We start from the raw sequence: 24,351 nt of genomic DNA on the forward strand, positions 1-24,351 counted from the left end.
AAAAAAAAAGCGCCTGAAATAGGGCGCTTTTTTTAATATTCGTTTAACATTTCATCAATTGTAAATTTCAATCCGTGATAAGCAAATAAAGCTATAATTAAACTTGGGAACCCATAGCGGTTACCTTCATCATCTGGAATAAGACCTTTTAACAGCTTTGTATCAATATGTACATCTGTATATTGTTCCAGTGATTCAACACCTTCTTGAATAGCCGAGATTCCAACGATAGATTGGCCTTCTTCATGAAGTTTTTTCGCGGTTTTTATAATTTCTTCATCTGTCGAAAAACGACTAATAAGAAGTACGCGGTCCGCAGAAGTCACTGCCGCCGGTTCACTGTTTTCTATTAAACGTTTTGCTTGTTTCATTGGTTCGGCGCCAAATAATGCTTCTGAAACAATACCTTCCATTTCGTTTGTACCGTGCAAGTAAATGAAGCCATCGCCAACTAACGCCTGGGCAAGTAGACGAGCGCTATCTTCTATATTCATTTCTTCTTTTTGAGAAATTCGGGAGAAATATCCACTTAATTGAGTCGAGAAAATTTTTAACATGTTGTTGCTCCTTTCTTTCGTGTTAGCTGGTTCTCATTATAGCTTATTTTTTTTGGAAAGGGGAAATAGTAGGGTGGCATAACAAAATAGGAAACGGTAAAATAAGAAAGAATAGGAAGGGATTTGGCAAAGAGTAGCGAAAATAAACCGATAAGATATAAGAAGCTTTAAATCTTGTACTTACACAGAAAGGTTGGGAGTTATGGAAGGGAAAATTTTAATCGTTGATGATCAATATGGCATTCGTGTTTTATTGCATGAAGTGTTCCAAAAAGAAGGTTATCAGACGTTCCAAGCAGCGAATGGATTTCAAGCTTTAGATATCGTGAAAAAAGATAATCCGGATTTAGTAGTGTTAGATATGAAAATCCCAGGTATGGATGGTATAGAGATTTTAAAACATGTAAAAGAAATTGATGAGAGTATTAAAGTGATTTTAATGACTGCTTATGGAGAATTGGATATGATTCAAGAAGCGAAAGATTTAGGAGCTTTAATGCACTTTGCTAAACCGTTTGATATTGATGAGATTCGTCAAGCAGTGAGAGATCAGCTTGCTGTAGAGGCGTAAAAAATGAATTTTTTATAAAAAATATGGAAAAAAGCGTTTACATGGACTATTGAGCAGGTGAATACAGTTGAGTTTTTGAGTACAAGTTGTTATCCTATTGAGTGTAGAAAGAAGTCCGGTATGTAAATATACATATTTTACCTTATTCTGGTCATACTACCAGCGATAAGAATTTATCGGATACAAAAAACGTTTTTTAGGAGGATTCACCATGCCTTTAGTTTCTATGAAAGAAATGCTAAACACAGCACTAGAAGGAAAATACGCAGTTGGTCAATTCAACATGAACAACTTAGAGTGGACTCAAGCTATCTTAGCTGCTGCGGAAGAAGAAAAATCTCCTGTAATCTTAGGTGTATCTGAGGGTGCAGCTCGTCATATGACTGGTTTCAAAACAGTTGTAGCTATGGTTAAAGCTTTAATCGAAGAAATGAACATTTCTGTTCCTGTAGCGATTCACCTTGACCATGGTTCAAGCTTCGAAAAATGTAAAGAAGCAATTGATGCAGGTTTCACATCTGTAATGATCGACGCTTCTCACCACCCATTCGATGAAAACGTTGAAACTACTAAAAAAGTGGTAGAATACGCACACGCTCGTAACGTATCTGTTGAAGCTGAGCTTGGAACAGTTGGCGGACAAGAAGACGACATCATCGCTGAAGGCGTAATTTACGCTGATCCAGCAGAGTGTAAGCACCTTGTTGAAGCAACAGGTATCGATTGCCTAGCTCCAGCTTTAGGTTCTGTACACGGTCCTTACAAAGGTGAGCCTAACTTAGGATTCGCTGAAATGGAACAAGTTCGCGACTTCACTGGCGTACCTTTAGTATTACACGGTGGTACTGGTATCCCAACTGCTGATATCGTAAAAGCTATTTCTTTAGGTACTTCAAAAATTAACGTAAACACTGAGAACCAAATTGAGTTTACAAAAGCTGTTCGTGAAGCATTAAACAAAGACCAAGAAGTTTACGATCCTCGTAAATATATTGGACCTGGCCGCGACGCTATCAAAGCAACTGTTGCTGGTAAAATGCGTGAGTTCGGTTCTAACGGTAAAGCGTAAGAATAAAATTCCGTTTTGGAAACCGTCTAGTCTTTTAGACGGTTTCCTTTCGTTGTATAATGAAAGCGCGAACAAGTCTAAAGATTTTATAAAGTGAATTTTTGGTTTGCGAATATAGAAAATAATGTGCATAGTCCTATTAATAAATGTGGTAAGTATCTGAATTGAGTAATTTGATTCGATGAATAGTTAATCTTCATCTATTTGTATAGCAGGGGAGCTACAGGTGATGGTTTTCTACTTATTGAGTTTCAGGATGGAAAGAGTGATTGAGATTCTTAAGGGGGAATCTTCTACTTCTTATAAAGAAGTAGAAGATAAATACATTCACAAGAAGGGAGCTCAATATGGAAAAGTTGCTAATTGAAGGCGGAAGAGCTTTAAATGGAACGATTCGTGTGAGTGGTGCAAAGAACAGTGCTGTTGCACTAATTCCAGCGACAATTTTAGCAGATACTCCAGTAACTATTGGCGGTGTTCCTAATATTTCGGACGTGAAAATGTTAGGAGACTTACTAGAGGAAATTGGAGGGAAAGTAACTTATGGGCAGGAAGAAGAGATGGTAGTCGATCCTTCTAACATGGTTGCGATGCCTTTACCAAATGGAAAAGTGAAAAAATTGCGCGCCTCTTATTATTTAATGGGTGCAATGCTTGGCCGTTTTAAAAAAGCTGTTATTGGGCTTCCAGGTGGATGTCATTTAGGGCCACGACCGATTGATCAGCATATTAAAGGGTTTGAAGCGTTAGGGGCATATGTTACAAATGAACAAGGTGCCATTTATTTAAGAGCAGACGAACTACGTGGGGCACGTATTTATTTAGATGTTGTTAGTGTAGGAGCTACGATTAATATTATGCTAGCGGCTGTACGAGCGAAAGGTAGAACTGTTATTGAAAATGCAGCGAAAGAACCAGAGATTATTGATGTAGCTACATTGTTAACGAGTATGGGCGCACGTATTAAAGGTGCTGGTACAGATGTAATCCGAATTGATGGTGTGGATTCACTGCACGGTTGTCACCACACTATTATTCCAGACCGTATTGAAGCTGGTACGTATATGATTTTAGGAGCAGCGTCAGGAGGAGAAGTAACAGTTGATAATGTTATTCCTCAGCATTTAGAGTCCGTTACGGCGAAGCTAAGAGAAGCTGGTGTTCAAGTTGAAACGAACGATGACCAAATTACAGTGAACGGCAATAGAAGGTTAAAAGTAGTTGATATAAAAACGCTTGTATATCCAGGGTTTCCAACAGATTTACAACAGCCGTTTACAACGCTTTTAACAAAAGCGCATGGAACAGGAGTTGTAACCGATACAATTTACAGCGCACGTTTCAAGCATATTGACGAATTGCGCCGTATGAACGCGCAAATTAAAGTAGAAGGCCGTTCAGCAATTGTGACTGGACCTGTTTTATTACAAGGTGCGAAGGTGAAAGCGAGTGACTTACGAGCTGGTGCGTCCCTTGTTATTGCGGGTTTAATGGCGGATGGCATTACAGAAGTGACGGGACTTGATCATATTGATCGAGGTTACGAAAATATAGTAGACAAGCTTAAAGGGCTTGGTGCAAACATTTGGCGAGAACAAATGACAAAGCAAGAAATTGAAGAAATGAAGAATGCATAAAGTGAAACTTTAATCAGTATGGGGTATCCCACGCTGATTATTAACCCTCACCAATCGGGATAAGGTGGTGATACTTCCGTTAATGGGGAGCGAAGAATCACTACTAACGGAAGTACACTTTATAGAAAAACAAGGTTCACAAAATACGGCAGAAATATAAAGATTTAAAGGAGAGGGATTATCGTGGAAAGAAGTTTATCTATGGAGTTAGTACGTGTAACAGAGGCTGCAGCATTATCATCAGCGCGTTGGATGGGGCGCGGAAAAAAAGATGAGGCAGATGGTGCAGCAACATCAGCTATGCGTGATGTATTTGATACAATTCCGATGAAAGGTACAGTTGTAATTGGCGAAGGTGAAATGGATGAAGCGCCAATGCTATATATCGGAGAGAAGTTGGGTACAGGATATGGACCACGCGTAGACGTTGCAGTTGATCCTTTAGAAGGGACAAATATCGTAGCAGCTGGCGGATGGAATGCGCTTGCTGTTATTGCAATTGCAGATCACGGCAATTTGTTACATGCTCCTGACATGTACATGGATAAAATAGCGGTTGGTCCAGAAGCAGTTGGTGCAGTTGATATTGACGCACCTATTATCGACAACTTACGTGCAGTGGCGAAAGCGAAAAATAAAGATATCGAAGATGTTGTAGCGACAGTTTTAAACCGTCCACGTCATCAAGCAATTATCGAAGAAATTCGTAAAGCTGGTGCTCGTATTAAATTAATTAACGATGGAGATGTAGCTGGAGCAATCAATACAGCATTTGACCGTACTGGTGTAGATATTCTATTCGGTTCTGGTGGAGCACCTGAAGGTGTATTAGCTGCGGTCGCATTAAAATGCTTAGGTGGAGAAATTCACGGGAAGCTCTTACCTCAAAACGAAGCTGAACTAGCTCGTTGTAAAAGAATGGGTATTGAAGATATCAATCGTATCCTTCGTATGGAAGACTTAGTAAAAGGTGACGATGCAATCTTTGCAGCAACAGGTGTAACAGACGGAGAACTATTACGAGGCGTTCAATTTAAAGGTAGCGTCGGAACAACACAATCACTTGTTATGCGTGCAAAATCAGGCACAGTACGCTTCGTAGACGGCCGCCATAGCTTAAATAAAAAACCGAATTTGGTTATTAAATAAAAAGTGCAAGCGGCTTGTTCAGAATCGCAGGGCATTGGAACTCTCGACCTTGAAGCGTTTTTTGCTTCGAGTGAGAGAGTGAAATGCCCGGAGATTCTAGCCGCTGGAACTGGATTAAATAAAAAGCGTAAGCAGCTCGTTCAGAATGGGAGGGGGATGGAGCTTCTGACGTAGAGGCGCTTTTTGCCTCGCAGGAAGAAGTGAAGCCACCGACCATTCTAGCTGCTGAAGCTGGATTAAATACAAGCAGAAATACCTTATCTATTCTGCCTTAAAATCAGGTGAGTAGAAAAAAGAAAGAAATATGAAAAGGCGAAGACAAATTTTCTTGTCTTCGCTTCTTGTATTTGTGTTTCAACGTATTGATTAAAACTAGATAAAAGGGTTACAATAGTGAATATTATCCTACTTGAACTTATTGCCTTTCATTATTATTTATTTGCCTTCCGTATTTTTCCCTTTACCCATGTGAAAAGAGAATAAAGTTAAAGTGTGGTGTCTGAATGAATTTGTCAATTGCAGCATTAGAAAACATGAAATTAAAAGAGTTATACGAGCTTGCGAAGGAATTTAAGATTTCGTATTACAGCAAGTTAACGAAAAAAGAGCTAATCTTCTCTATCTTAAAAGCTCGAGCAGAAAAAGAAGGTTTCTTTTTCATGGAAGGCGTATTAGAAATTATTCAATCAGAAGGATTTGGATTCTTACGTCCTATCAATTATTCTCCAAGCTCAGAAGATATTTATATCTCGGCTTCGCAAATTCGTCGTTTCGATTTACGTAATGGAGATAAGGTTTCTGGTAAAGTACGACCTCCGAAAGAAAATGAGCGCTATTTTGGATTGCTACAAGTTGAAGCTGTAAATGGAGATGATCCAGACTCAGCAAAAGAGCGTGTACATTTCCCTGCATTAACACCGTTATACCCAGATCGCCAAATGAAATTGGAGACGGAAACGAAAAAGTTACCGACACGCATCATGGATTTAATCGCACCAGTTGGATTTGGACAACGTGGTTTAATTGTTGCGCCTCCAAAGGCTGGTAAAACAAGTCTGTTAAAAGAAATTGCACACAGTGTCACAACAAATCATCCGGAAGCAGAATTAATTGTACTTTTAATTGATGAGCGTCCAGAGGAAGTAACAGATATTGAACGTTCTGTTAAAGGTGATGTTGTAAGTTCTACTTTTGATGAAGTGCCAGAGAATCATATTAAAGTAGCTGAGCTTGTATTAGAGCGTGCAATGCGTCTTGTAGAACATAAAAGGGACGTTGTTATTTTAATGGATAGTATTACCCGTTTAGCGCGTGCTTACAACCTTGTTATTCCGCCAAGTGGTAGAACCTTATCGGGTGGTATTGATCCTGCTGCTTTTCATAGACCGAAGCGTTTCTTTGGGGCTGCGCGTAATATCGAAGAGGGCGGTAGCCTAACGATTTTAGCAACAGCGCTTGTTGATACAGGGTCTCGTATGGATGATGTAATTTACGAGGAGTTTAAAGGAACTGGAAATATGGAACTTCACTTAGATCGCTCATTAGCTGAGCGCCGTATCTTCCCAGCGATTGATATTCGTCGCTCTGGTACGCGTAAAGAAGACCTATTAATTCCGAAAGAACATTTAGACAAGCTGTGGGGTATTCGTAAAACAATGCGTGATACACCAGACTTTGTTGAAGGCTTCTTACGTAAACTTCGTCAAACAAAGACAAATGAAGAATTTTTACAAAACATTGTTGCAGACTCAAAAAGGTATGTAACCACTAAGTAAAGGGAAAAGATGGGGACTCGCTTATTTCGTAGTAAGCGAGTTTTTTATGTTTTTAAGGGAATATTAGAGAGAGTAATATATGGAAAAATTTGTTTTTTGAGATGAAAATCATATTTGGATTGAGAGCTTGAAGTGCCCTACGATTCTGGGCCAGCCGCTTGCGCTTTAAGGTGTATCTAGTTCCATCTCCAGCGGCTAGAATGGTCGGTGGCTTCGCGTCTTCCTACGAGGCAAAAAGCGCCTCTACGTCAGAAGCTCCATCCCCCTCTCATTCTGAACGAGCCGCTTGTGCTTTTAGGTATATCCATCTCCAGCGGCAAGAATCTCCGGTCATTTCGCTCTCTCGGTCGAAGCAAAAAGCGCTTCTTGGTCGAGAGCTTGAAGTGACCTGGATTCTGAACGAGCCGCTTGTGCTTTTAATTTTTAAAAAGACAAAAACAGGTAGTTGCAAAATGGAGTTAGCCTTGTTATAATTTCATCATATGTGTTTCATCAATATAGTTGTGTAAGCAGCTGAAGATGAAAAACTCTGTTTCGAAAATGATTCAGGGCGGAAGGAGATGAAAAGAATGAAAGCAGGAATCCATCCAAATTACAATAAAGTTGTATTTATGGACACGAACACTGGCTTCAAATTCTTAAGCGGGTCTACAAAAGGCTCTAGCGAAACTGTTGAGTGGGAAGATGGTAACACTTATCCATTACTAAAAATTGAGATCAGTTCTGATTCTCACCCATTCTACACTGGACGTCAGAAGTTTGCTACTGCAGACGGACGTGTTGACCGCTTCAATAAGAAATACGGTATTAAGTAATAAAGAACATAAAACAGGCAAGTGTATGTATTCGCTTGTCTGTTTTTTTTGCGAAAATATTAAACCTTTGCCCTACTTTGGATTAGGAAAGTAGATGAAAGGAGAGCTCAATGTACTTAATGAATCAAAATGGTTGGATTGAAGTGATTTGCGGGAGTATGTTTTCTGGAAAATCAGAAGAGCTCATCCGCCGTATACGCCGTACACAATTTGCGAAACAACATGCAATTGTATTTAAACCATGTATTGATAATCGTTATAGTGAAGAAGATGTTGTATCACATAATGGATTAAAGGTTAAAGCAGTTCCTGTTTCAGCTTCAAAAGATATATTTAACCATGTAACAGAAGAAATGGATGTTATTGCAATCGATGAGGTACAATTTTTTGATGGGGACATTGTGGAAGTGGTGCAAGTATTGGCAAATCGTGGCTATCGTGTCATTGTAGCTGGATTAGACCAAGATTTCCGTGGTCTACCATTTGGACAAGTTCCTCAGCTGATGGCGATTGCTGAACATGTAACTAAATTGCAGGCAGTTTGTTCTGAATGTGGATCTCCTGCAAGTCGTACGCAACGTTTAATTGATGGAGAACCAGCGGCATTTGATGATCCAATTATTTTAGTTGGGGCTTCAGAATCGTACGAACCACGTTGTCGTCATTGTCATGCAGTACCTACAAAACAAAGATAAATTAAACTCGCTATGTAGAGCGGGTTTTTTTCGAAAATAGATGAAGATTGGTGGCAAGAATCTCCGGCCATTTCACTCTCTCGCTCGAAGCAAAAGCGCTTCAAGGTCGAGAGTTCCAATGTCCTGCGATTCTGAACAAGCCACCTGCGCTTTTAAATATTATCTAGCTCCAGCGGCAAGAATCTCCGGCCATTTCACTCTCTCGCTCGAAGCAAAAAGCGCTTCAAGGTCGAGAGTTCCAATGTCCTGCGATTCTGAACAAGCCGCTTACGCTTTTAAATATAATTTGCGTTTTTTTGATTAAGTACCATATACTATTTGTATTAGATACTAGGATGTAGAGGTGAATGGTGTGTTAGATCGTTTGCAAGCTGTAGAAAATCGTTATGAGAAGTTGAATGAATTGTTAAGTGACCCAGAGGTTATTAGCGATACAAATAAGCTTCGTGAGTATTCAAAAGAGCAATCTGATATTCAGGACACGGTAGAGGTGTACCGTGAGTATAAAGATGTTCGTGAGCAATTACGAGATGCAAAAGCAATGTTAGAAGATAAGTTAGACGCTGATATGCGTGATATGGTAAAAGAAGAGGTTTCTGAATTAGAAGGACAAGAGAAAACATTATCAGAACGTCTGAAAATTTTACTTGTTCCAAAAGACCCTAATGATGATAAAAACGTTATCGTTGAGGTTCGTGGCGCTGCTGGTGGTGACGAGGCAGCTTTATTTGCTGGTGATTTATATCGTATGTATAGCCGTTATGCTGAGGTACAAGGTTGGAAAACTGAAATTATCGAAGCGAGCTATACAGAGTTAGGTGGATATAAAGAGATTATCTTTATGATTAATGGTAAAGGTGCTTTCGCGAAGCTGAAATTCGAGAATGGTGCTCACCGTGTACAACGTGTTCCTGAAACGGAATCTGGTGGACGTATTCATACATCTACAGCAACTGTAGCTGTACTACCAGAGGCAGAAGAAGTAGAAATTAATATTCATGAAAAAGATGTTCGTGTTGATACGTTTGCTTCTAGTGGCCCTGGTGGACAAAGCGTTAATACAACGATGTCAGCGGTACGTTTAACACATTTACCGACTGGTGTAGTTGTATCTTGTCAGGATGAGAAATCACAAATTAAGAATAAAGAAAAAGCGATGAAAGTATTACGCGCACGTGTTTATGATAAATTTAGACAAGAAGCGCAAGCTGAGTATGATCAAAACCGTAAACAAGCTGTTGGTACGGGAGATCGTTCAGAGCGTATTCGTACGTATAACTTCCCGCAAAACCGTGTTACAGACCATCGAATCGGTTTAACGATTCAAAAGCTAGATCAAATCCTACAAGGTAAGTTAGATGATTTCATCAATGCCTTAGTGATGGAAGATCAGGCGCAAAAGATGGAGGCAGCTGAGTAATGCGTGTCTATGAAGCCCTGAAATGGGCTTCTTCTTTTTTACAGGAAAATGGACGAGATGAAAATGCGGGAGAAATTGTCCTTTGTCATGTATTAAAGACAAACAGAACCGGAATGCTCATGAATATGCGTGAAGAAATAACTGCGGAACAAGAGAAAAGTTTTGCAGAATTTATCCACAACCATGTAGAAGGTATTCCGATCCAATATATGCTCGGTTATGAAATGTTTTATGGCCGATCATTCTTTGTAAATGAAGAGGTATTGATACCAAGACCGGAAACAGAGGAACTTATAGTTGGAGTGCTAGAGAGAATTGAGCGCCATTTCGGTAATGAGGAGCTTCACATAGCGGATATTGGAACAGGTAGTGGAGCGATTTCTATTACGCTCGCTTTAGAAAATAAAAATCTTCATGTGTATACAGTAGATATCGCACAGGAGTCGATTGAAGTTGCAAAAGAAAATGCAAAAACTTTAGGGGCGGATGTAACTTTCTATCACGGCGATTTACTGTCTCCGTTTTATGAAACAGGTCAGAAGTTAGATGTTGTTGTTTCCAATCCTCCGTACATACCAGAGGAAGATTGGCGTGGTCTTTCTACTGTTGTGAAGGAGCATGAGCCGAAGCGTGCGCTTGTTGGTGGTGAAGATGGACTAGATTTCTATCGTCGTTTTATGGAAGAATTGCCGAATGTATTACAGAAAAAGGCGATTGTGGCGTTTGAAATTGGTGTAGGGCAAGGTGAAGATGTGAAAGCATTATTACAGCAAACTTTCCCGCGCGCTCAAGTCGAAGTTGTATTTGATATTAATGGAAAAGATCGCATGGTATTTGCAGAGATGGAGTAAGGCATAAGCCTTACTCTATTTTTTGTATGAAAAATTCGTAACTACTCAGCCATACATTTTATTTAGAATTTTGGTAAGGGGTATTATTCCAGAGAAAATACGCCTCTTATTACCTATAGATTGCTGTCATAAAGATAAAAATGGACATACACCTTGTTGCCTGTCTTTGTTTTAAAACTTTGCGCGTGGCAGGAAAAGGCCCTGACCGCTCCTATACATAGCCAGTCCCTCTCGCCAATTAAAAAAATGCTTTTCTATCGGTTTTTTATATAGATTTCGAATTTAATAGTTTAGAAAGATGAAAGTCTGTCCACACTGTTTTTAGAGGGGACGGTGGAGGAAATGAAAAAACAAGTTATTGCTTACTTTCTTTTATTATTAATTGGTGCACAGTTACTTGTGCAGTTTGGATATATGAAAGCTGATGCAAAAGGGCCTACTGTTATTCCGAAAGAGGCCGTTCGATTACGTATTTTAGCTAATAGTGATTCCGATAAAGATCAGGCATTAAAACGTAAAGTACGTGATGAAGTGAAAGTGCAAATTGATGGATGGGTAGCGGATTTAACGTCATTTGAAGAAGCTCGAAAAGTAATTCAAAATCATATTCCTGAAATTGAAAAGACAGTGGCGAATACGCTGAAAAGAGAAGGAAGTAAAGAGGCGTTTCAAGTGAAATTCGGTAAGAATGTGAAGTTTCCTACAAAGGTATATGGGAATTTTATTTATCCGGCAGGAGAATATGAAGCGGTACTTATTACAATTGGAAAAGGTGAAGGTGCAAACTGGTGGTGTGTATTATTTCCACCGATGTGTTTCTTAGATTTTTCAAGTGGTACAGCTGTAAGGAAAGAAGAACATGTTGTGAAGGCTGAATCTCCTGAGGAGGGGGAAGTTAAGGAGCAAGATGAGGAAGTAGTGGGTGTACCAGAGAAGAAAGAGGGTAAAGTGAAAGAAACGAAGGTTGTAAAGCAGGAAGTCGCAAAAAAAGTAACAGATTCTGAAAAGAAAGTAGTAAAACACGAAACACAAGTAGAAGAACAGCCTGTAAAAAAAGTAGAAACAAAAACTGTGGAAAAAGTGGAGAAACCTGTGGAGCAAAAACAAGAAAAGCAAAATGAGTATGTAACAGTAGAAGAGGAAGAGAAACCAGAGGTTAAATTATTTATCGTCGAAGCTTTTACATCTTTATTCTCTAAATAGTGCTATTAATAAATCCTTCCTCATATATATCAATGAGGAGGGATTTACTATGAAGAACGTGTATTTTGCTACGAAAGCAGATGTAGAAAGATTACATTCTTTTTTCGGACAAGCTAATAAAAAAGATGATAAAATAAATGAGTTGTACGCACAATTTATGATCTTGGAAGAGGCGGGAGAAATACGAGCGGTAATTGGATATGAACAAAGTGGAGAAAATGCACTTATCCGTTCTTGTTTATTCACACCTAATGTGGATAAACAGACTTTCTTATATTTTTTCGAGATGTTTTTGCAGTATATGAAAGAAAAAGATATTCGACAATTGTACTTACTCACAAATCATCCACAATCTGTGACCATCTTTCAGTTTTTTAACTTTGTCATTATAGAGAAAGAGGAAGTGCCAGAGGAAATTCGACAGTTAGAACACTTTTGTAAAAATATAAAAGAGCTAAATGCAATAATACTAAATTGTCAGCTATTCACAAAGTTATCCACGGATTAACAAGGTTTATCCACATTTTGTGGATAAACCTTGTTTGTCTTTTGGATAAATCTCATAGTAAACTAAAAATAGACAAGTATTTCATGGTAGAAAAGGACGTGGGAAAAAATGCATACAAATATGTGGGTTGTGGATAATGTTGTGGAAAGAAAAAAATATTATCCACAATTAAAAGAAGCAGCGAGATTATTAAGAGAAAATGAAGCGGTGGCCTTCCCAACGGAAACGGTTTATGGGTTAGGAGCAAACGCAATGGATGATGAAGCGATAGCGAAAATTTTTGAAGCGAAAGGGAGACCGAGCGATAATCCACTGATTGTCCACATAGGAACAAAATCTCAGTTAGATGGTATCGTAAAAGAAATTCCGCCGGTTGCAGAAAAGTTAATGGAGCATTTTTGGCCAGGACCATTAACAATCATTTTACCGAGAAAAAAAGGGATTTCAGAGAGGGTTACGGCAGGACTTAATACAGTCGGAGTGAGGATGCCGGATCATCCAGTAGCGCTCGCCCTTATTGAAGAGGCAAACGTGCCTGTTGCGGCACCGAGTGCGAATCGTTCAGGACGCCCAAGTCCAACGTTAGCTTCTCATGTGTATGAAGATTTAAATGGGAAAATTGCTGGTATTGTTGATGGCGGGGCGACAGGAGTAGGTGTTGAATCAACTGTAATTGATTGTACGAGCGAAGTTCCGACGATTTTACGTCCTGGTGGGATTACGCAGGAACAATTGGAAGCAGTAATAGGAAATGTTTCTTTAGATCCAGCTTTAAAGGATGAGAAAGAAAAACCGAAATCGCCTGGAATGAAATATACACATTATGCACCGAAAGCGCCACTTAGTATTGTTGAAGGATCCCGTGAGTTTATTCAACGTATTGTAGATGAGAAAAAGAAAGAAGGATTTAAAGTAGGTGTATTAACGACCGAAGAGTATCAACATGTGTATAGTGCAGATGTTGTATTGTCTTGTGGTGTGCGAAGCGATTTAGCCAGCGTTGCGACTAAGTTATATGATGTGCTTAGAACGTTTGATGCAAGTGAAGTAGATGTTATTTTTAGTGAATCATTCCCGAATGAAGGTATAGGAAATGCAATTATGAATCGTTTAACAAAAGCTGCGGGACATCATATTATCACTGAATGATAATGTACCTTTAGCAAACAGAATATTTTTCCTCGGATAAGCATATTGTGAAGTAGCACGTCCGAGGGGGGATATGAATGACACTTGAACAATTAATACCTTTAATAATTATGGCATTTGCCCTGGGGATGGATGCATTTTCAGTGAGCCTCGGTATGGGGATGGTAACATTAAAGTTAAGACAAATCCTTTATATAGGTATGACGATTGGGATATTTCATATTATTATGCCATTTATCGGAATGGTACTAGGACGTTTTCTATCAGAGAAGTATGGGGATGTCGCGAATTTTGCAGGAGCTATTTTATTGATTGGGCTAGGGTTCTATATTGTATATTCATCTATTTTAGAAAGTGAAGAGACTAGAACTGCTCCAATTGGAATTAGTTTATTTGTATTTGCATTTGGTGTCAGTATAGATAGTTTTTCAGTAGGTCTTAGTCTTGGAATTTACGGAGCAGAGACAATTATTACGATATTATTGTTCGGACTAATAAGTATGTTACTGGCGTGGATGGGTTTATTGCTCGGTAGGCATGCCAAAAATATGCTTGGTACATATGGTGAAATAGTAGGTGGTATCATTCTGGTTGGATTTGGATTATATCTCCTTTTTCCTATATAATTTTATATAGGAGGGAATTATGAACAAGTTATTGGAATGGTATGTTAAGTTTTTAACCTTCTTTCCTAGATGGCTAAGAAGGCTAATAATCTGGGGTATTATTTTGCAAATTTCGATGTTAGGTTGGATTAAGTTAATTTGTGAATGGTGAGATCGTTCCTTTCTGTGCATAGTTCTGTTTGTACTATATTGATCGCGCTAAAAAATTACAAATATAGAAAGGATGAGATGGATGACGAGATTGAAGCAAGTTTTTGGTATTATTATTAGTTTTTTTGTTTTTTGGTTTAGTATGCTCGGTGTACAAATGTTTGCTGAGTTTTTAGATATTGAGTCATTGAAATTTGTTGCGGGGAAAACGGAGGCAGCGCGTACTTTTTATTCTCCGTACCCGTTTTTAATAGTTTTCCTTATTACATTGCTTTCTTTATATTTCTTTGTAATAAAGCTTAGTAAATCTAAAAAAGAGAAATTACCTGCATTAGAAGAGAAGAAGGAAGAATTACAGTGAAAAAATCCCCCGCTTTTAGCGGGGGATTTTATGTTTGAGTGCAGGAGCTGAGCGAGCCGCTTGCGCTTTTAAATATATCCAGCTCCAGCGGCTAGAATCTCCGGTCATTTCACTCTCTCGCTCGAAGCAAAAAGCGCTTCAAGGTCGAGAGTTCCAATGCCCTGCGATTCTGAACGAGCCGCTTCCGCCTTTAAATGGGCCTCACTAATTCAAATTGTTCTCCTAGTTTTGCGTAGTTGTGTCCTGCTAGGCGGCTTATTGGTTTTAGTTCTTCGGCGTGAATTCGGCCGTTTTCGTATAAGTGTTCTGCAACGTGGAAGCGAACGACGCGGCCGATTAGTAGGTCGCAAGCTGGTGAGTCTTCAGTTCCGCCGAGCGGGATAGCGCGTTCTAATACACATTCCATTCGAATATTTGCTTCTTTCACCCCTGGTACAGAAATGACATCGCTGTCGATCGGTGTTAGTTTTGCTAATTCGATTTCACTTTCATCGGGTGGTAGGTTGGCAGCTGTTTCATTGATCGCTTCTACGTAAGACTCATCAGAAATATGTACGACAAATTCCCCTTTTTCGATTGCGTTTCGGGAAGTGTCTTTTGGTTTTCCTTCTTTTCGTTGTACTGAAACCGAGATAAGTGGTGGATTGGCAGCGACGATATTGAAATAACTATATGGCGCACCGTTCAATACACCATCTTTAGTTACAGAAGTAACGAATGCAACGGGACGTGGAATGATACTTCCTGTTAGTAATTTGTAATTATCTTTTTCGGTTTGTTCGTTTGGATTAATGGATAACATGTTGTAATCCCCTTTCTAAATATGAATACTTATTGTTCCTTTACAAGATATCAATGGGAATCTCCTGCTGAAAATAATATTTTTTTGATGATGTAAAAAAAAGAGATTACCTCGATTGTACTGAAGTAATCTCTTTTTTGGTAAATATCTTGAAATAGAGATAAATATTAAAGTAAAACGTAAGCACCAGGGCCAATTAAAGCTACACCAACAGCAACAGCGATTAACATTAAATTATACTCATATCCGTTTTGTGTTACCCAGTAACCATTTTTTCCGTGAACAGTGAAGATTGCCATTAACATTGTTCCGACGATAAATAATGAACCAATTGTAATGAAAATACCTGATGCGAATAAGAAACCACCTAATAGTTCAGTTGCACCAGCCATAAATGCCATGAATACACCAGGGCGTAAACCGATTGATTCCATCCAGCCACCTGTTCCTTTTAAACCGTAACCGCCGAACCACCCAAATAATTTTTGAGCGCCATGACCCATGAATGTAATACCTATAATAAGACGAATAATAAGAAGACCGAAATCCATCATTTAAAAAACCTCCTAAAAGTTATTAACTTACCTTATGTAAGTAATAATAAAATAGTTACTTACTTTAGTCAAGTGGATTTCGAAAAAAGTTTGAATTAAATTTTACAAATTAACAACAAAAAACAAAATGTAGTGAAGACCTCTAGACAAGTTGGGTAAAAAAAGAGAAAATATAAGTAGAAGTTAACTTCTCATTGTTATTCAGACAATCAGAATTGACTGGAATTTTGTGAGGCGCTACAATAAGAGTCTAGTAGTAATGGCATAATTTATTTCGAAAGCGTTTTTACAGTATAACATTCGAAGTATGAAGTCTTACGTGTATTTCGATCTTGAATAGAGATTGCCCTATAAACTTTTAGGTAAATTATAAGGAGGACTATCCTATGTTTAAAAAATTATTCGGTTTTGGTTCAAAAACAAATGAAGAAACAATCGTAGCTCCATTAACTGGAGCAGTGAAAAATATTGAAGAAGTACCAGATCCAGTATTCGCTGGTCGTATGATGGGTGACGGTGTTGCGATCGATCCTACTGAAGGTGTAGTTGTATCTCCAGTTGATGGTGAAATCGTACAATTATTCCACACGAAACATGCTATTGGAATTAAAGCGAAAAACGGTACAGAAATTTTAATCCACGTTGGATTAGAAACTGTAAAAATGGAAGGTGAAGGTTTCGAAGCTCACGTTTCTGAAGGACAAGCTGTAAAAGCTGGAGATAAATTAATCTCATTCGACTTAGAATTAATTCGTGAAAAAGCGAAAAGCACAATTACTCCAATCGTTATTACAAACACAGATGCAGCTGAGTCTATTAAGACAACTGTAGGTGTAACAGCTACAAAAGGTTCAACAGAAGTAATGAAAGTTACAATGAAATAATTATTGTATGAAAGGAATCTGTTTCGTATGAAATGGATTCCTTATTTTGTTTTGTAGTGTGTTCATTATGTATGGTGAAATACTTTGGGCACTTGGAAATAGGGTTTCACATATATGTGGATAAGGCGCATTTTTCTTAGAAAAAATATAAGAGAAATGCGCCTTTCGTATATTCACATTCCTTTTGTTCTATTCTAATGTACGCTATGATAAATGGTAGGAAACAGAAAAAAGGGGTGGGTTTAGATGAAACGGGTGTTATTTGTTTGCACTGGAAATACATGCCGTAGTCCGATGGCTGAGGCTTTGCTTCGCCATTATGGAGAAGGTAAATTTGAAGTGCAATCTGCTGGTGTTTTCGCCTATCCTGGAAGCGATGCGTCGGTACATGCAAAGGAAGCTTTAGCTGAAAAAGGAATTGTAATCGATCATGCCGCGCAGCAGGTAAACGATACTTTGGTTGATTGGGCGGATATTGTAGTAACAATGACGGAAAACCATAAGCAAATTGTACTTGGGCATTATCCGAGTGTTGAAAAGAAATTGGATACATTATATGGATTAACTGAGGGTATAAGTAAGGATATTTCAGATCCATTTGGCGGATCGCTTTCTATTTATAAAGAAACGTTAGAAGAGATGGAAAAACTTGTACAAACTTTACTGGAAAAACATTCAGAAGGTTAATGTTTCGTGTATAATACGATATTGGAGATCACTTTGTTGCATTAAGGTAGCGAGTGTGAAATGAAGATAATTGATTGAAACTTTGGAGGGGTAAAAATGAAAGTAGTAGTAGCATCTGATCACGGCGGTATGAATATCCGTAAAGAACTTGTAAGTTTATTAGAAGAGTTAAATATTGAATATATTGATTTAGGTTGTGAATGTGAAGCTGGTTCTGTTGATTACCCTGATTTTGCGTTTCCGGCAGCAGAAATGGTCGCGAATGGTGAAGTAGATCGTGGCATTTTAGTTTGCGGGACAGGCATTGGTATGTCAATCGCAGCAAACAAAGTAAATGGTATTCGTTGTGCATTAGTTCATGATACTTTCAGTGCGAAAGCAACGAGAGAGCATAATGACACTAACATGTTAGCAATGGGCGAGCGTGTAATTGGAGCTGGTCTAGCGCGTGATATCGCGAAAATTTGGCTAACAACTGACTATGAAGGTGGCCGTCACGAAAACCGCGTAGGAAAAATTAAAACGTACGAAACAAAGTAATAGATTCTAACTATAAGTAGTATGAAATATAATTTGGTGAACCAACCTGTGAAAGGAAGAGGCGTAATGACAGAGATCGTAAAGGTAAGAGAACAGCTGCAAATGTCGCTTTCTGATTTCCAAGAACAAGCCACGCTGCAAAGAGGCCAAATTTTTGTAGTGGGGTGTAGCACGAGCGAAGTGCTAGGTGAAAGAATTGGAACATCAGGAACGATGGAAGTGGCAGAGGCGATTTTTTCTGAATTAAAACAATTTCAAGAGAGAACAGGTATTGAATTGGCGTTTCAATGTTGTGAGCATTTAAATCGTGCTTTAGTAGTTGAGAGAGATGTAGCGATGAAATATCAATTTGAAATTGTAACAGTTACGCCTGTTAGATCAGCAGGTGGTGCATTAGCGACGTATGCGTATCACAATTTTAAAGATCCGGTAGTAATTGAGTTTATTAAAGCAGATGCAGGAATGGATATCGGCGATACATTTATCGGTATGCATTTAAAGCATGTAGCTGTACCGGTTCGTACAAGTGTGAAGGAAATAGGAAGTGCGCATGTAACGATGGCGAAAACACGTGGGAAACTAATAGGTGGAGCACGTGCCGTTTATGCGGCAAATGAAGAAGCTATTCCGTGCCGTTAAACATGAAAAATTATAAAGTCTTATAACAGCTTTATATCGAAAGGTAAAAGGTATGTGGTCTGACTTTATAATAGAAGAAAGAAAAGACCAATTTTGGTCTTTTTTTTTCTTTTATGATATAGAAAGTCATGTTAGAATGTAGTTGAAAACATGAAGGTTCGAAAGAATTACAACCTGAATTTTCGTTTTTTCTGAATAAATGAGAAAAAACTATTGGGAATTGATGTAATTCGTTCAGAAAAGGGGGATTTTGGTGAATCATTTAAAACGTCAAGATGAAAAGGTATTTGCTGCAATTGAGGCAGAACTAGGAAGACAGCGTTCAAAGATCGAGTTAATTGCTTCGGAAAACTTCGTAAGTGAAGCAGTAATGGAGGCGCAAGGTTCTGTTCTAACGAATAAGTATGCTGAAGGATATCCTGGAAAACGTTACTATGGTGGTTGTGAACACGTAGACGTAGTAGAAGATATCGCACGTGATCGCGCGAAAGAAATTTTTGGCGCAGAGCATGTAAATGTTCAACCACATTCTGGTGCACAAGCGAACATGGCAGTATACTTCACGATTTTAGAGCAAGGCGATACAGTACTTGGCATGAATTTATCTCATGGTGGTCACTTAACACACGGAAGCCCTGTTAACTTCAGTGGAGTACAATATAATTTCGTAGAATATGGCGTGGATGCTGAATCTCACCGTATTAATTACGATGATGTATTAGCAAAAGCGAAAGAACATAAACCAAAATTAATCGTTGCAGGTGCAAGTGCATATCCTCGTGTTATCGATTTCAAACGATTCCGTGAGATTGCAGATGAAGTGGGTGCATACTTTATGGTTGATATGGCACATATCGCTGGTTTAGTAGCTGCTGGTTTACATCCAAACCCAGTACCACATGCACATTTCGTTACAACGACAACACATAAAACATTACGTGGTCCACGTGGTGGTATGATTTTATGTGAAGAGCAATTTGCAAAACAAATTGATAAATCAATCTTCCCGGGTATTCAAGGTGGCCCACTTATGCACGTAATTGCTGCAAAAGCTGTTGCATTTGGTGAGACACTACAAGATGAGTTTAAAACATATGCACAACATATCATTAATAATGCGAACCGCTTAGCTGAAGGTCTTCAAAAAGAAGGACTTACACTTGTTTCTGGTGGAACAGACAATCATTTAATCTTAATTGATGTTCGTAACTTAGAAATTACAGGTAAAGTAGCAGAGCACGTATTAGATGAAGTTGGTATTACAGTGAACAAAAATACAATTCCATTTGAAACAGCAAGCCCATTTGTAACAAGCGGCGTACGTATCGGTACAGCAGCTGTAACATCTCGTGGTTTCGGTTTAGAAGAAATGGATGAAATTGCGGCACTTATTGCTTATACATTAAAAAATCATGAGAATGAAGTTGCATTAGAAGAAGCAAGTAAGCGTGTAGAAGCGTTAACGAGCAAATTCCCAATGTATACAGATCTATAATAGATTGAAAAAGACTGCTGAAACGTAATTGTTTTGGCAGTCTTTTTTGTGGACATATATTATTTTTAAAGTATGTATACAAATGATGAATAAATTTTGGCGATATAATGAAGGATACAGCTCCCATAATTGGTAAAGATACTAGATAGATTCATTCTAATTCACGATTTTACCAAATTTGCCCTTGAATATTAGTAGCGTTTTCTTTACAATCGTAAATAGTGTAAAAAAGCGTGTAAACGCATGAATATCATCTAAAGGAGAGATTCACATGGGAAAACTGTATGTATTTGATCACCCGTTAATTCAACATAAGATTACATATATTCGCGATAAGAATACAGGTACGAAAGATTTTCGTGAATTAGTGGACGAAGTAGCAAGCTTAATGGCTTTCGAAATTACTCGCGACCTTCCACTTCAAGACATTGAAATTGAAACACCTGTAAGCAAAGCGACAACAAAAGTGATCGCTGGTAAAAAACTTGGTTTAATTCCGATTTTACGTGCAGGTTTAGGAATGGTTGATGGAATTCTGAAATTAATTCCAGCAGCAAAAGTAGGACACGTTGGTCTATACCGTGATCCTAAAACATTGCAACCGGTAGAATACTATGTGAAACTTCCAACGGATGTAGAAGAGCGTGACTTTATCGTACTAGATCCGATGCTAGCAACAGGTGGTTCTGCGGCTGAAGCAATTAATTCTCTGAAAAAGCGCGGTGCAAAGCAAATTAAATTAATGTGTATCGTAGCTGCTCCAGAAGGAGTAAAAGTAGTGCAGGAAGAGCATCCTGATGTTGATATTTATGTAGCGGCATTAGATGAGAAGTTAAATGACCATGGTTATGTAGTTCCAGGTCTTGGTGATGCTGGTGACCGTTTATTCGGAACGAAGTAAGACAACAGACGAGAGGGGGATTCCCCGCTCGTTTTTTTTTCGCCCTCAGCGCACGGGGGAGGGGGAGATAAATATACAGGGTATATACAACATAAGTTATATACACATCACATATAATATAGAAGTCTTACGTCTTGGGGACACTATATTATGGAAGGAAAGCGCTATATCTTAAAAATATAATAGTGACAAACTTGTGAACATTTTCTTCTATTATAAAGAGAAAACTGTTAGAAATTGCATATCTCTAACCAGTATTTAGAAGGGGAACGTTTTCATTTTTGGGAGGAAATGCCTAATACTCAAATTTTTTGATTTTTTACGATTTCTCGTTGACACTGTTAATACCCTATTGTATGCTAACAACGGGGATAGATGGTAGGGCTTTCAGTGACAAAAATGCATCTATTCCGTGACGAAAATGTAAACTTTTTATTTTGTATAGAATTTATGCAGAAAAATGAGTTATTATTAACACATCGTGAATGAGGGTTACATATTGGAGGGATGAATCCTTGCAAAAAAACGATCGCAGCCATATAAAAGCGTATGCTTTAATGTCAGGAATACTTGCTCAGTTAGTTGGTTCTATTCTTATTGGAATCTTTGGTGGGCAATGGATTGATAATAAGGTTGGAACGTTTCCGTTGTTTCTTATTATAGGGTTATTACTCGGGTTAGGAACAGGGGTATACGCAATGATTCGACTCATTCAACATTACTATTCGGGAGAGCAATGATGATAGACGTACATGGACTTGTCCAACGACAAAAGAAATATATGTACTACTTGCTTGCGCTTCTAGTGCTAGGATGGGGAATTACCTCTTACAAGGATGTATTTCTTGGGCTGATTATCGGAACGATTTTCAGTTTTCTTAGTTTGCGCATCATTGCACGTAGAACAGACAAGCTATTAGATCGCGTAACAAATGGAGAAAACGTGAAGTTTAAGGCGACAGCGGTAAGTACATATTCAAGATTCGCCACGATTGGGTTATTAATTTTATTTGCAGCCAAATATCAAGAGTTAATTGCGATGTGGGGCTTAGGTGTAGGATTGCTGACAGGATACCTTGTCATGATCATAGATTTTCTTTATTTAGAGTATACGAGCAGGGAAGAGAGGTGAATTACTAGTGGAACACGGTAAATTAGTTGAATTTCTAGGTTTAACGTTCGATTTGTCATCAGTTATGATGGTTACTGTAGCAGCAGTTATTGTTTTCTTAATCGCTGTTATCGGAACTCGCAGCTTAGCGCTTCGCCCAACCGGAATGCAAAACTTCATGGAATGGGTGTTTGACTTCGTGAAAGGGATTATCAATAGTACGATGGACTGGAAAACAGGTGGACGATTCTTAACGCTTGGCGTTACGCTTATCATGTTTATCATCGTATCGAACTTCCTTGGTTTACCATTCATGTATTCAACAGTTGAGGCTGGCGAACATATTGCATGGTGGAGATCACCAACGTCTGATCCAGCAGTTGCATTAACATTAGCCGTGATGGTAGTTACCCTCACCCATTACTATGGAATTAAGATGAAGGGTACGAAAGAATATGCTAAAGGTTATTTCCAACCTATGAAATTCTTATTCCCATTAAAGGTTATTGAGGAGTTTGCTAACACATTAACGTTAGGTCTTCGTTTATTTGGTAACATTTACGCAGGTGAAATCTTATTAGGATTACTTGCTAAGTTAGGTGGGGCATCATTCTTAGGAGCATTAGGTGCACTTGTACCGATGTTAGCATGGATGGGATTCAGCGTATTCGTTGGTTCAATCCAGTCATTTATTTTCGTAATGTTAACGATGGTTTATATGGCTCATAAAGTAAGCCATGACCATTAATATAATTTAAGTAAGAAAAAATTTATTTTTTTATAATACAAAGGAGGACAAATTAAATGAGTTTAGGTGTAATCGCAGCTGCAATTGCAATTGGTTTATCAGCATTAGGTGCAGGTATTGGTAACGGTCTTATCGTATCACGTACAATCGAAGGTGTTGCTCGTCAACCAGAATTAAAAGGCGCACTTCAAACAATTATGTTCATCGGGGTTGCATTAGTTGAGGCACTTCCAATTATCGGTGTAGTTATTGCTTTCATCGTAATGAACAAATAAGGGAGACTCCCCTTACATAGATGGCGAAGAGTGTTTTTTGAACTTTCTTCGCCATTGCTTTATGAACTAAACGTATGTCTTTTTTTTTCATATGATCAATTTAGATATTTTGAAGGGAGTGAATCCTTGTGCCAACTTTATTATTAGGGGCTTCCATTCCATTTGGAACGATTGCTTATACATTGTTCATTTTCTTACTTCTATTAGTAATGCTACGCAAATTTGCGTGGGGTCCTTTAATGGGAATTATGAAAGAACGTGAAGAGCATGTTACTAATGAAATCGACGCTGCAGAAAGAAGTAACACTGAAGCGAAGAAGTTAGTAGAAGAACAACGTGAAATGTTAAAACAATCGCGTGTTGAAGCACAAGAGTTAATCGAAAGAGCGAAAAAACAAGCTGTAGATCAAAAAGATGTTATTGTTGCTGCTGCGAAAGAAGAAGCAGAATCAATTAAAACATCTGCTGTACAAGAAATTCAACGCGAAAAAGAGCAAGCGATTGCTGCTTTACAAGAACAAGTCGCTTCTTTATCTGTTCAAATTGCTTCTAAAGTAATTGAAAAAGAGTTAAAAGAAGAAGATCAAGTGAAGTTAATTCGCGATTATATTAAAGAAGTAGGAGAAGCGCGATGAGCAATGGGATTGTAGCAAAACGTTATGCTGTCGCTCTTTTCAAAATTGCAAAAGAAAAACACGTATTAGAAATGTTTGAAGAGGAATTACGCCTTGTACAAAACGTTTATGTAAAGAACGGAGAACTACATAGCTTTTTAACGCAACCGAACATTTCAAAAGAGCAGAAGAAAACGTTTCTTGCAAACGTATTCGCATCTGTTTCTGAATCTATTTTAAATACGTTATATATTTTAATTGATAACAAGCGTATTGATATTCTACCTGAAATTGCAGATGAATATGTTGTTCTTGCTAATGAAGAACGTAACGTAGCGGATGCAACTGTATATTCTATTCGTCTTCTATCAGAAGACGAAAAACTTAACATTGCAGAAGCATTTGCAAAAAAAACAGGAAAAGATGCAATTCGCGTGAAAAATGTTGTAGATGAAGATTTACTAGGCGGCATTAAAGTACGTATTGGAAATCGCATTTACGACGGAAGCTTACAAGGAAAATTAGCACGTATTCAGCGTGAATTAATGAAGAATAGATAGGGGTG

General features: G+C 38.3%; 31 protein-coding genes. 28 read left to right on the plus strand and 3 right to left on the minus strand.

Annotation, left to right across the window (positions count from 1 at the left end):
* Positions 1-32 precede the first annotated feature (32 nt).
* Positions 33-557 carry a DUF2529 domain-containing protein gene (locus tag DET63_RS06375; protein ID WP_061690339.1) on the minus strand — a complete coding sequence of 175 codons (525 nt, stop codon included), beginning with the start codon at positions 555-557 and terminating at the stop codon, positions 33-35.
* Positions 558-759: 202 nt separating this feature from the next.
* Between DET63_RS06375 and spo0F the strand changes: the two genes are divergently transcribed.
* The 15 genes from spo0F (at position 760) to DET63_RS06455 (ending at position 14,536) form a co-directional block, all read left to right on the plus strand.
* Positions 760-1,128 (plus strand): sporulation initiation phosphotransferase Spo0F, encoded by a 369-nt coding sequence (gene spo0F / locus DET63_RS06380; protein WP_000398592.1) that lies wholly within the window; start codon positions 760-762, stop codon positions 1,126-1,128.
* A gap of 211 nt (positions 1,129-1,339) precedes the next feature.
* The gene (locus DET63_RS06385; RefSeq protein ID WP_002016312.1) at positions 1,340-2,197 is read left to right on the plus strand and encodes a class II fructose-bisphosphate aldolase; all 858 of its coding nucleotides are present in this window, start codon (positions 1,340-1,342) and stop codon (positions 2,195-2,197) included.
* A 347-nt stretch (positions 2,198-2,544) separates the two neighbouring features.
* On the plus strand, positions 2,545-3,834 hold the full coding sequence (murA, locus tag DET63_RS06390; protein WP_113936184.1) for a UDP-N-acetylglucosamine 1-carboxyvinyltransferase: 1,290 nt from the start codon (positions 2,545-2,547) through the stop codon (positions 3,832-3,834).
* A gap of 183 nt (positions 3,835-4,017) precedes the next feature.
* Positions 4,018-4,983 carry a class II fructose-bisphosphatase gene (gene glpX / locus DET63_RS06395; RefSeq protein WP_002016310.1) on the plus strand — a complete coding sequence of 322 codons (966 nt, stop codon included), beginning with the start codon at positions 4,018-4,020 and terminating at the stop codon, positions 4,981-4,983.
* A gap of 503 nt (positions 4,984-5,486) precedes the next feature.
* Positions 5,487-6,758, plus strand: a complete 1,272-nt coding sequence (rho, locus tag DET63_RS06405) for a transcription termination factor Rho (RefSeq protein WP_002016308.1) — start codon at positions 5,487-5,489, stop codon at positions 6,756-6,758.
* Between the two features lie 569 nt (positions 6,759-7,327).
* The gene (locus DET63_RS06415; protein ID WP_000643447.1) at positions 7,328-7,573 is read left to right on the plus strand and encodes a type B 50S ribosomal protein L31; all 246 of its coding nucleotides are present in this window, start codon (positions 7,328-7,330) and stop codon (positions 7,571-7,573) included.
* Between the two features lie 110 nt (positions 7,574-7,683).
* On the plus strand, positions 7,684-8,268 hold the full coding sequence (locus DET63_RS06420; RefSeq protein WP_002016305.1) for a thymidine kinase: 585 nt from the start codon (positions 7,684-7,686) through the stop codon (positions 8,266-8,268).
* A 352-nt stretch (positions 8,269-8,620) separates the two neighbouring features.
* On the plus strand, positions 8,621-9,688 hold the full coding sequence (prfA, locus tag DET63_RS06425) for a peptide chain release factor 1 (RefSeq protein ID WP_002139009.1): 1,068 nt from the start codon (positions 8,621-8,623) through the stop codon (positions 9,686-9,688).
* Positions 9,688-10,539: a peptide chain release factor N(5)-glutamine methyltransferase gene (gene prmC, locus DET63_RS06430; RefSeq protein WP_002143879.1), complete on the plus strand. Its 852-nt coding sequence runs from the start codon at positions 9,688-9,690 to the stop codon at positions 10,537-10,539. Before prfA ends, prmC begins: the two co-directional genes overlap by 1 nt.
* A 342-nt stretch (positions 10,540-10,881) precedes the next feature.
* Positions 10,882-11,742 carry a stage II sporulation protein R gene (spoIIR, locus tag DET63_RS06435; RefSeq protein ID WP_113936186.1) on the plus strand — a complete coding sequence of 287 codons (861 nt, stop codon included), beginning with the start codon at positions 10,882-10,884 and terminating at the stop codon, positions 11,740-11,742.
* 49 nt (positions 11,743-11,791) lie between these two features.
* Entirely contained in the window at positions 11,792-12,250 is a 459-nt protein-coding gene (locus DET63_RS06440) for a GNAT family N-acetyltransferase (RefSeq protein ID WP_002016300.1), read from the plus strand.
* Between the two features lie 108 nt (positions 12,251-12,358).
* The gene (locus DET63_RS06445) at positions 12,359-13,399 is read left to right on the plus strand and encodes an L-threonylcarbamoyladenylate synthase (RefSeq protein ID WP_113936187.1); all 1,041 of its coding nucleotides are present in this window, start codon (positions 12,359-12,361) and stop codon (positions 13,397-13,399) included.
* Positions 13,400-13,476: 77 nt separating this feature from the next.
* The gene (locus tag DET63_RS06450; RefSeq protein WP_113936188.1) at positions 13,477-14,025 is read left to right on the plus strand and encodes a manganese efflux pump MntP; all 549 of its coding nucleotides are present in this window, start codon (positions 13,477-13,479) and stop codon (positions 14,023-14,025) included.
* 19 nt (positions 14,026-14,044) lie between these two features.
* Positions 14,045-14,176 carry a hypothetical protein gene (locus DET63_RS30550; protein ID WP_001037633.1) on the plus strand — a complete coding sequence of 44 codons (132 nt, stop codon included), beginning with the start codon at positions 14,045-14,047 and terminating at the stop codon, positions 14,174-14,176.
* Positions 14,177-14,257: 81 nt separating this feature from the next.
* A complete protein-coding gene (locus tag DET63_RS06455; RefSeq protein WP_000197480.1) occupies positions 14,258-14,536 on the plus strand; it encodes a DUF3935 domain-containing protein in 279 nt (92 codons plus the stop codon).
* A gap of 190 nt (positions 14,537-14,726) precedes the next feature.
* Here DET63_RS06455 and DET63_RS06460 read toward each other — a convergent pair whose 3' ends face one another.
* Positions 14,727-15,338 (minus strand): flavin reductase family protein, encoded by a 612-nt coding sequence (locus tag DET63_RS06460; RefSeq protein WP_113936189.1) that lies wholly within the window; start codon positions 15,336-15,338, stop codon positions 14,727-14,729.
* 167 nt (positions 15,339-15,505) lie between these two features.
* Positions 15,506-15,892 carry a DoxX family protein gene (locus DET63_RS06465; protein WP_113936190.1) on the minus strand — a complete coding sequence of 129 codons (387 nt, stop codon included), beginning with the start codon at positions 15,890-15,892 and terminating at the stop codon, positions 15,506-15,508.
* A 386-nt stretch (positions 15,893-16,278) separates the two neighbouring features.
* Here DET63_RS06465 and DET63_RS06470 point away from each other — a divergent pair, with 386 nt between their 5' ends.
* From DET63_RS06470 to atpH, 13 genes are all read left to right on the plus strand, one after another.
* Positions 16,279-16,776 (plus strand): PTS sugar transporter subunit IIA, encoded by a 498-nt coding sequence (locus tag DET63_RS06470; protein WP_002016294.1) that lies wholly within the window; start codon positions 16,279-16,281, stop codon positions 16,774-16,776.
* A gap of 246 nt (positions 16,777-17,022) precedes the next feature.
* On the plus strand, positions 17,023-17,463 hold the full coding sequence (locus tag DET63_RS06475; RefSeq protein WP_113936191.1) for a low molecular weight protein arginine phosphatase: 441 nt from the start codon (positions 17,023-17,025) through the stop codon (positions 17,461-17,463).
* 96 nt (positions 17,464-17,559) lie between these two features.
* Complete coding sequence (rpiB, locus tag DET63_RS06480; protein ID WP_000869917.1) at positions 17,560-18,003, plus strand: ribose 5-phosphate isomerase B; 444 nt, start codon at positions 17,560-17,562, stop codon at positions 18,001-18,003.
* A gap of 66 nt (positions 18,004-18,069) precedes the next feature.
* Positions 18,070-18,642 carry a TIGR01440 family protein gene (locus DET63_RS06485; protein WP_002089746.1) on the plus strand — a complete coding sequence of 191 codons (573 nt, stop codon included), beginning with the start codon at positions 18,070-18,072 and terminating at the stop codon, positions 18,640-18,642.
* Between the two features lie 253 nt (positions 18,643-18,895).
* Complete coding sequence (gene glyA, locus DET63_RS06490) at positions 18,896-20,137, plus strand: serine hydroxymethyltransferase (RefSeq protein WP_002016291.1); 1,242 nt, start codon at positions 18,896-18,898, stop codon at positions 20,135-20,137.
* 271 nt (positions 20,138-20,408) lie between these two features.
* Entirely contained in the window at positions 20,409-21,038 is a 630-nt protein-coding gene (upp, locus tag DET63_RS06495) for a uracil phosphoribosyltransferase (RefSeq protein WP_002139017.1), read from the plus strand.
* Between the two features lie 375 nt (positions 21,039-21,413).
* The gene (locus DET63_RS06500) at positions 21,414-21,527 is read left to right on the plus strand and encodes a DUF4024 domain-containing protein (protein ID WP_000232963.1); all 114 of its coding nucleotides are present in this window, start codon (positions 21,414-21,416) and stop codon (positions 21,525-21,527) included.
* 26 nt (positions 21,528-21,553) lie between these two features.
* The gene (locus DET63_RS06505; protein WP_002089742.1) at positions 21,554-21,778 is read left to right on the plus strand and encodes an AtpZ/AtpI family protein; all 225 of its coding nucleotides are present in this window, start codon (positions 21,554-21,556) and stop codon (positions 21,776-21,778) included.
* On the plus strand, positions 21,778-22,170 hold the full coding sequence (locus tag DET63_RS06510; protein ID WP_002016288.1) for an ATP synthase subunit I: 393 nt from the start codon (positions 21,778-21,780) through the stop codon (positions 22,168-22,170). The genes DET63_RS06505 and DET63_RS06510 overlap by 1 nt, the downstream gene beginning before the upstream one ends.
* Positions 22,171-22,177: 7 nt before the next feature.
* The gene (atpB, locus tag DET63_RS06515; RefSeq protein WP_002089740.1) at positions 22,178-22,897 is read left to right on the plus strand and encodes a F0F1 ATP synthase subunit A; all 720 of its coding nucleotides are present in this window, start codon (positions 22,178-22,180) and stop codon (positions 22,895-22,897) included.
* Between the two features lie 56 nt (positions 22,898-22,953).
* A complete protein-coding gene (gene atpE, locus DET63_RS06520; protein ID WP_000052064.1) occupies positions 22,954-23,172 on the plus strand; it encodes a F0F1 ATP synthase subunit C in 219 nt (72 codons plus the stop codon).
* Positions 23,173-23,300: 128 nt separating this feature from the next.
* Positions 23,301-23,807 carry a F0F1 ATP synthase subunit B gene (gene atpF, locus DET63_RS06525; protein ID WP_002113045.1) on the plus strand — a complete coding sequence of 169 codons (507 nt, stop codon included), beginning with the start codon at positions 23,301-23,303 and terminating at the stop codon, positions 23,805-23,807.
* Complete coding sequence (gene atpH / locus DET63_RS06530; protein WP_002113044.1) at positions 23,804-24,346, plus strand: F0F1 ATP synthase subunit delta; 543 nt, start codon at positions 23,804-23,806, stop codon at positions 24,344-24,346. Before atpF ends, atpH begins: the two co-directional genes overlap by 4 nt.
* Positions 24,347-24,351: the final 5 nt, after the last annotated feature.

Origin of the sequence: Bacillus sp. DB-2, from assembly GCF_003315125.1 — a bacterium.
Taxonomy (GTDB): Bacteria; Bacillota; Bacilli; order Bacillales; family Bacillaceae_G; genus Bacillus_A; species Bacillus_A mycoides.

Bases quoted from the DNA above. Each gene is read 5' to 3' on its own strand.
- DET63_RS06375 (WP_061690339.1), bottom strand. From the start codon at position 557: ATGTTAAAAATTTTCTCGACTCAATTAAGTGGATATTTCTCCCGAATT.
- DET63_RS06450 (WP_113936188.1), top strand. From the start codon at position 13,477: ATGACACTTGAACAATTAATACCTTTAATAATTATGGCATTTGCCCTG.
- DET63_RS30550 (WP_001037633.1), top strand. From the start codon at position 14,045: ATGAACAAGTTATTGGAATGGTATGTTAAGTTTTTAACCTTCTTTCCT.
- DET63_RS06460 (WP_113936189.1), bottom strand. From the start codon at position 15,338: ATGTTATCCATTAATCCAAACGAACAAACCGAAAAAGATAATTACAAA.
- rpiB (WP_000869917.1), top strand. From the start codon at position 17,560: ATGAAAGTAGTAGTAGCATCTGATCACGGCGGTATGAATATCCGTAAA.
- DET63_RS06510 (WP_002016288.1), top strand. From the start codon at position 21,778: ATGATAGACGTACATGGACTTGTCCAACGACAAAAGAAATATATGTAC.
- prmC (WP_002143879.1), top strand. From the start codon at position 9,688: ATGCGTGTCTATGAAGCCCTGAAATGGGCTTCTTCTTTTTTACAGGAA.
- atpH (WP_002113044.1), top strand. From the start codon at position 23,804: ATGAGCAATGGGATTGTAGCAAAACGTTATGCTGTCGCTCTTTTCAAA.
- DET63_RS06465 (WP_113936190.1), bottom strand. From the start codon at position 15,892: ATGATGGATTTCGGTCTTCTTATTATTCGTCTTATTATAGGTATTACA.
- DET63_RS06455 (WP_000197480.1), top strand. From the start codon at position 14,258: ATGACGAGATTGAAGCAAGTTTTTGGTATTATTATTAGTTTTTTTGTT.
- spoIIR (WP_113936186.1), top strand. From the start codon at position 10,882: ATGAAAAAACAAGTTATTGCTTACTTTCTTTTATTATTAATTGGTGCA.
- DET63_RS06385 (WP_002016312.1), top strand. From the start codon at position 1,340: ATGCCTTTAGTTTCTATGAAAGAAATGCTAAACACAGCACTAGAAGGA.
- DET63_RS06470 (WP_002016294.1), top strand. From the start codon at position 16,279: ATGTTTAAAAAATTATTCGGTTTTGGTTCAAAAACAAATGAAGAAACA.
- DET63_RS06475 (WP_113936191.1), top strand. From the start codon at position 17,023: ATGAAACGGGTGTTATTTGTTTGCACTGGAAATACATGCCGTAGTCCG.
- DET63_RS06415 (WP_000643447.1), top strand. From the start codon at position 7,328: ATGAAAGCAGGAATCCATCCAAATTACAATAAAGTTGTATTTATGGAC.
- DET63_RS06445 (WP_113936187.1), top strand. From the start codon at position 12,359: ATGCATACAAATATGTGGGTTGTGGATAATGTTGTGGAAAGAAAAAAA.
- murA (WP_113936184.1), top strand. From the start codon at position 2,545: ATGGAAAAGTTGCTAATTGAAGGCGGAAGAGCTTTAAATGGAACGATT.
- DET63_RS06440 (WP_002016300.1), top strand. From the start codon at position 11,792: ATGAAGAACGTGTATTTTGCTACGAAAGCAGATGTAGAAAGATTACAT.
- DET63_RS06485 (WP_002089746.1), top strand. From the start codon at position 18,070: ATGACAGAGATCGTAAAGGTAAGAGAACAGCTGCAAATGTCGCTTTCT.
- DET63_RS06500 (WP_000232963.1), top strand. From the start codon at position 21,414: ATGGTAGGGCTTTCAGTGACAAAAATGCATCTATTCCGTGACGAAAAT.
- rho (WP_002016308.1), top strand. From the start codon at position 5,487: ATGAATTTGTCAATTGCAGCATTAGAAAACATGAAATTAAAAGAGTTA.
- upp (WP_002139017.1), top strand. From the start codon at position 20,409: ATGGGAAAACTGTATGTATTTGATCACCCGTTAATTCAACATAAGATT.
- DET63_RS06420 (WP_002016305.1), top strand. From the start codon at position 7,684: ATGTACTTAATGAATCAAAATGGTTGGATTGAAGTGATTTGCGGGAGT.
- atpE (WP_000052064.1), top strand. From the start codon at position 22,954: ATGAGTTTAGGTGTAATCGCAGCTGCAATTGCAATTGGTTTATCAGCA.
- spo0F (WP_000398592.1), top strand. From the start codon at position 760: ATGGAAGGGAAAATTTTAATCGTTGATGATCAATATGGCATTCGTGTT.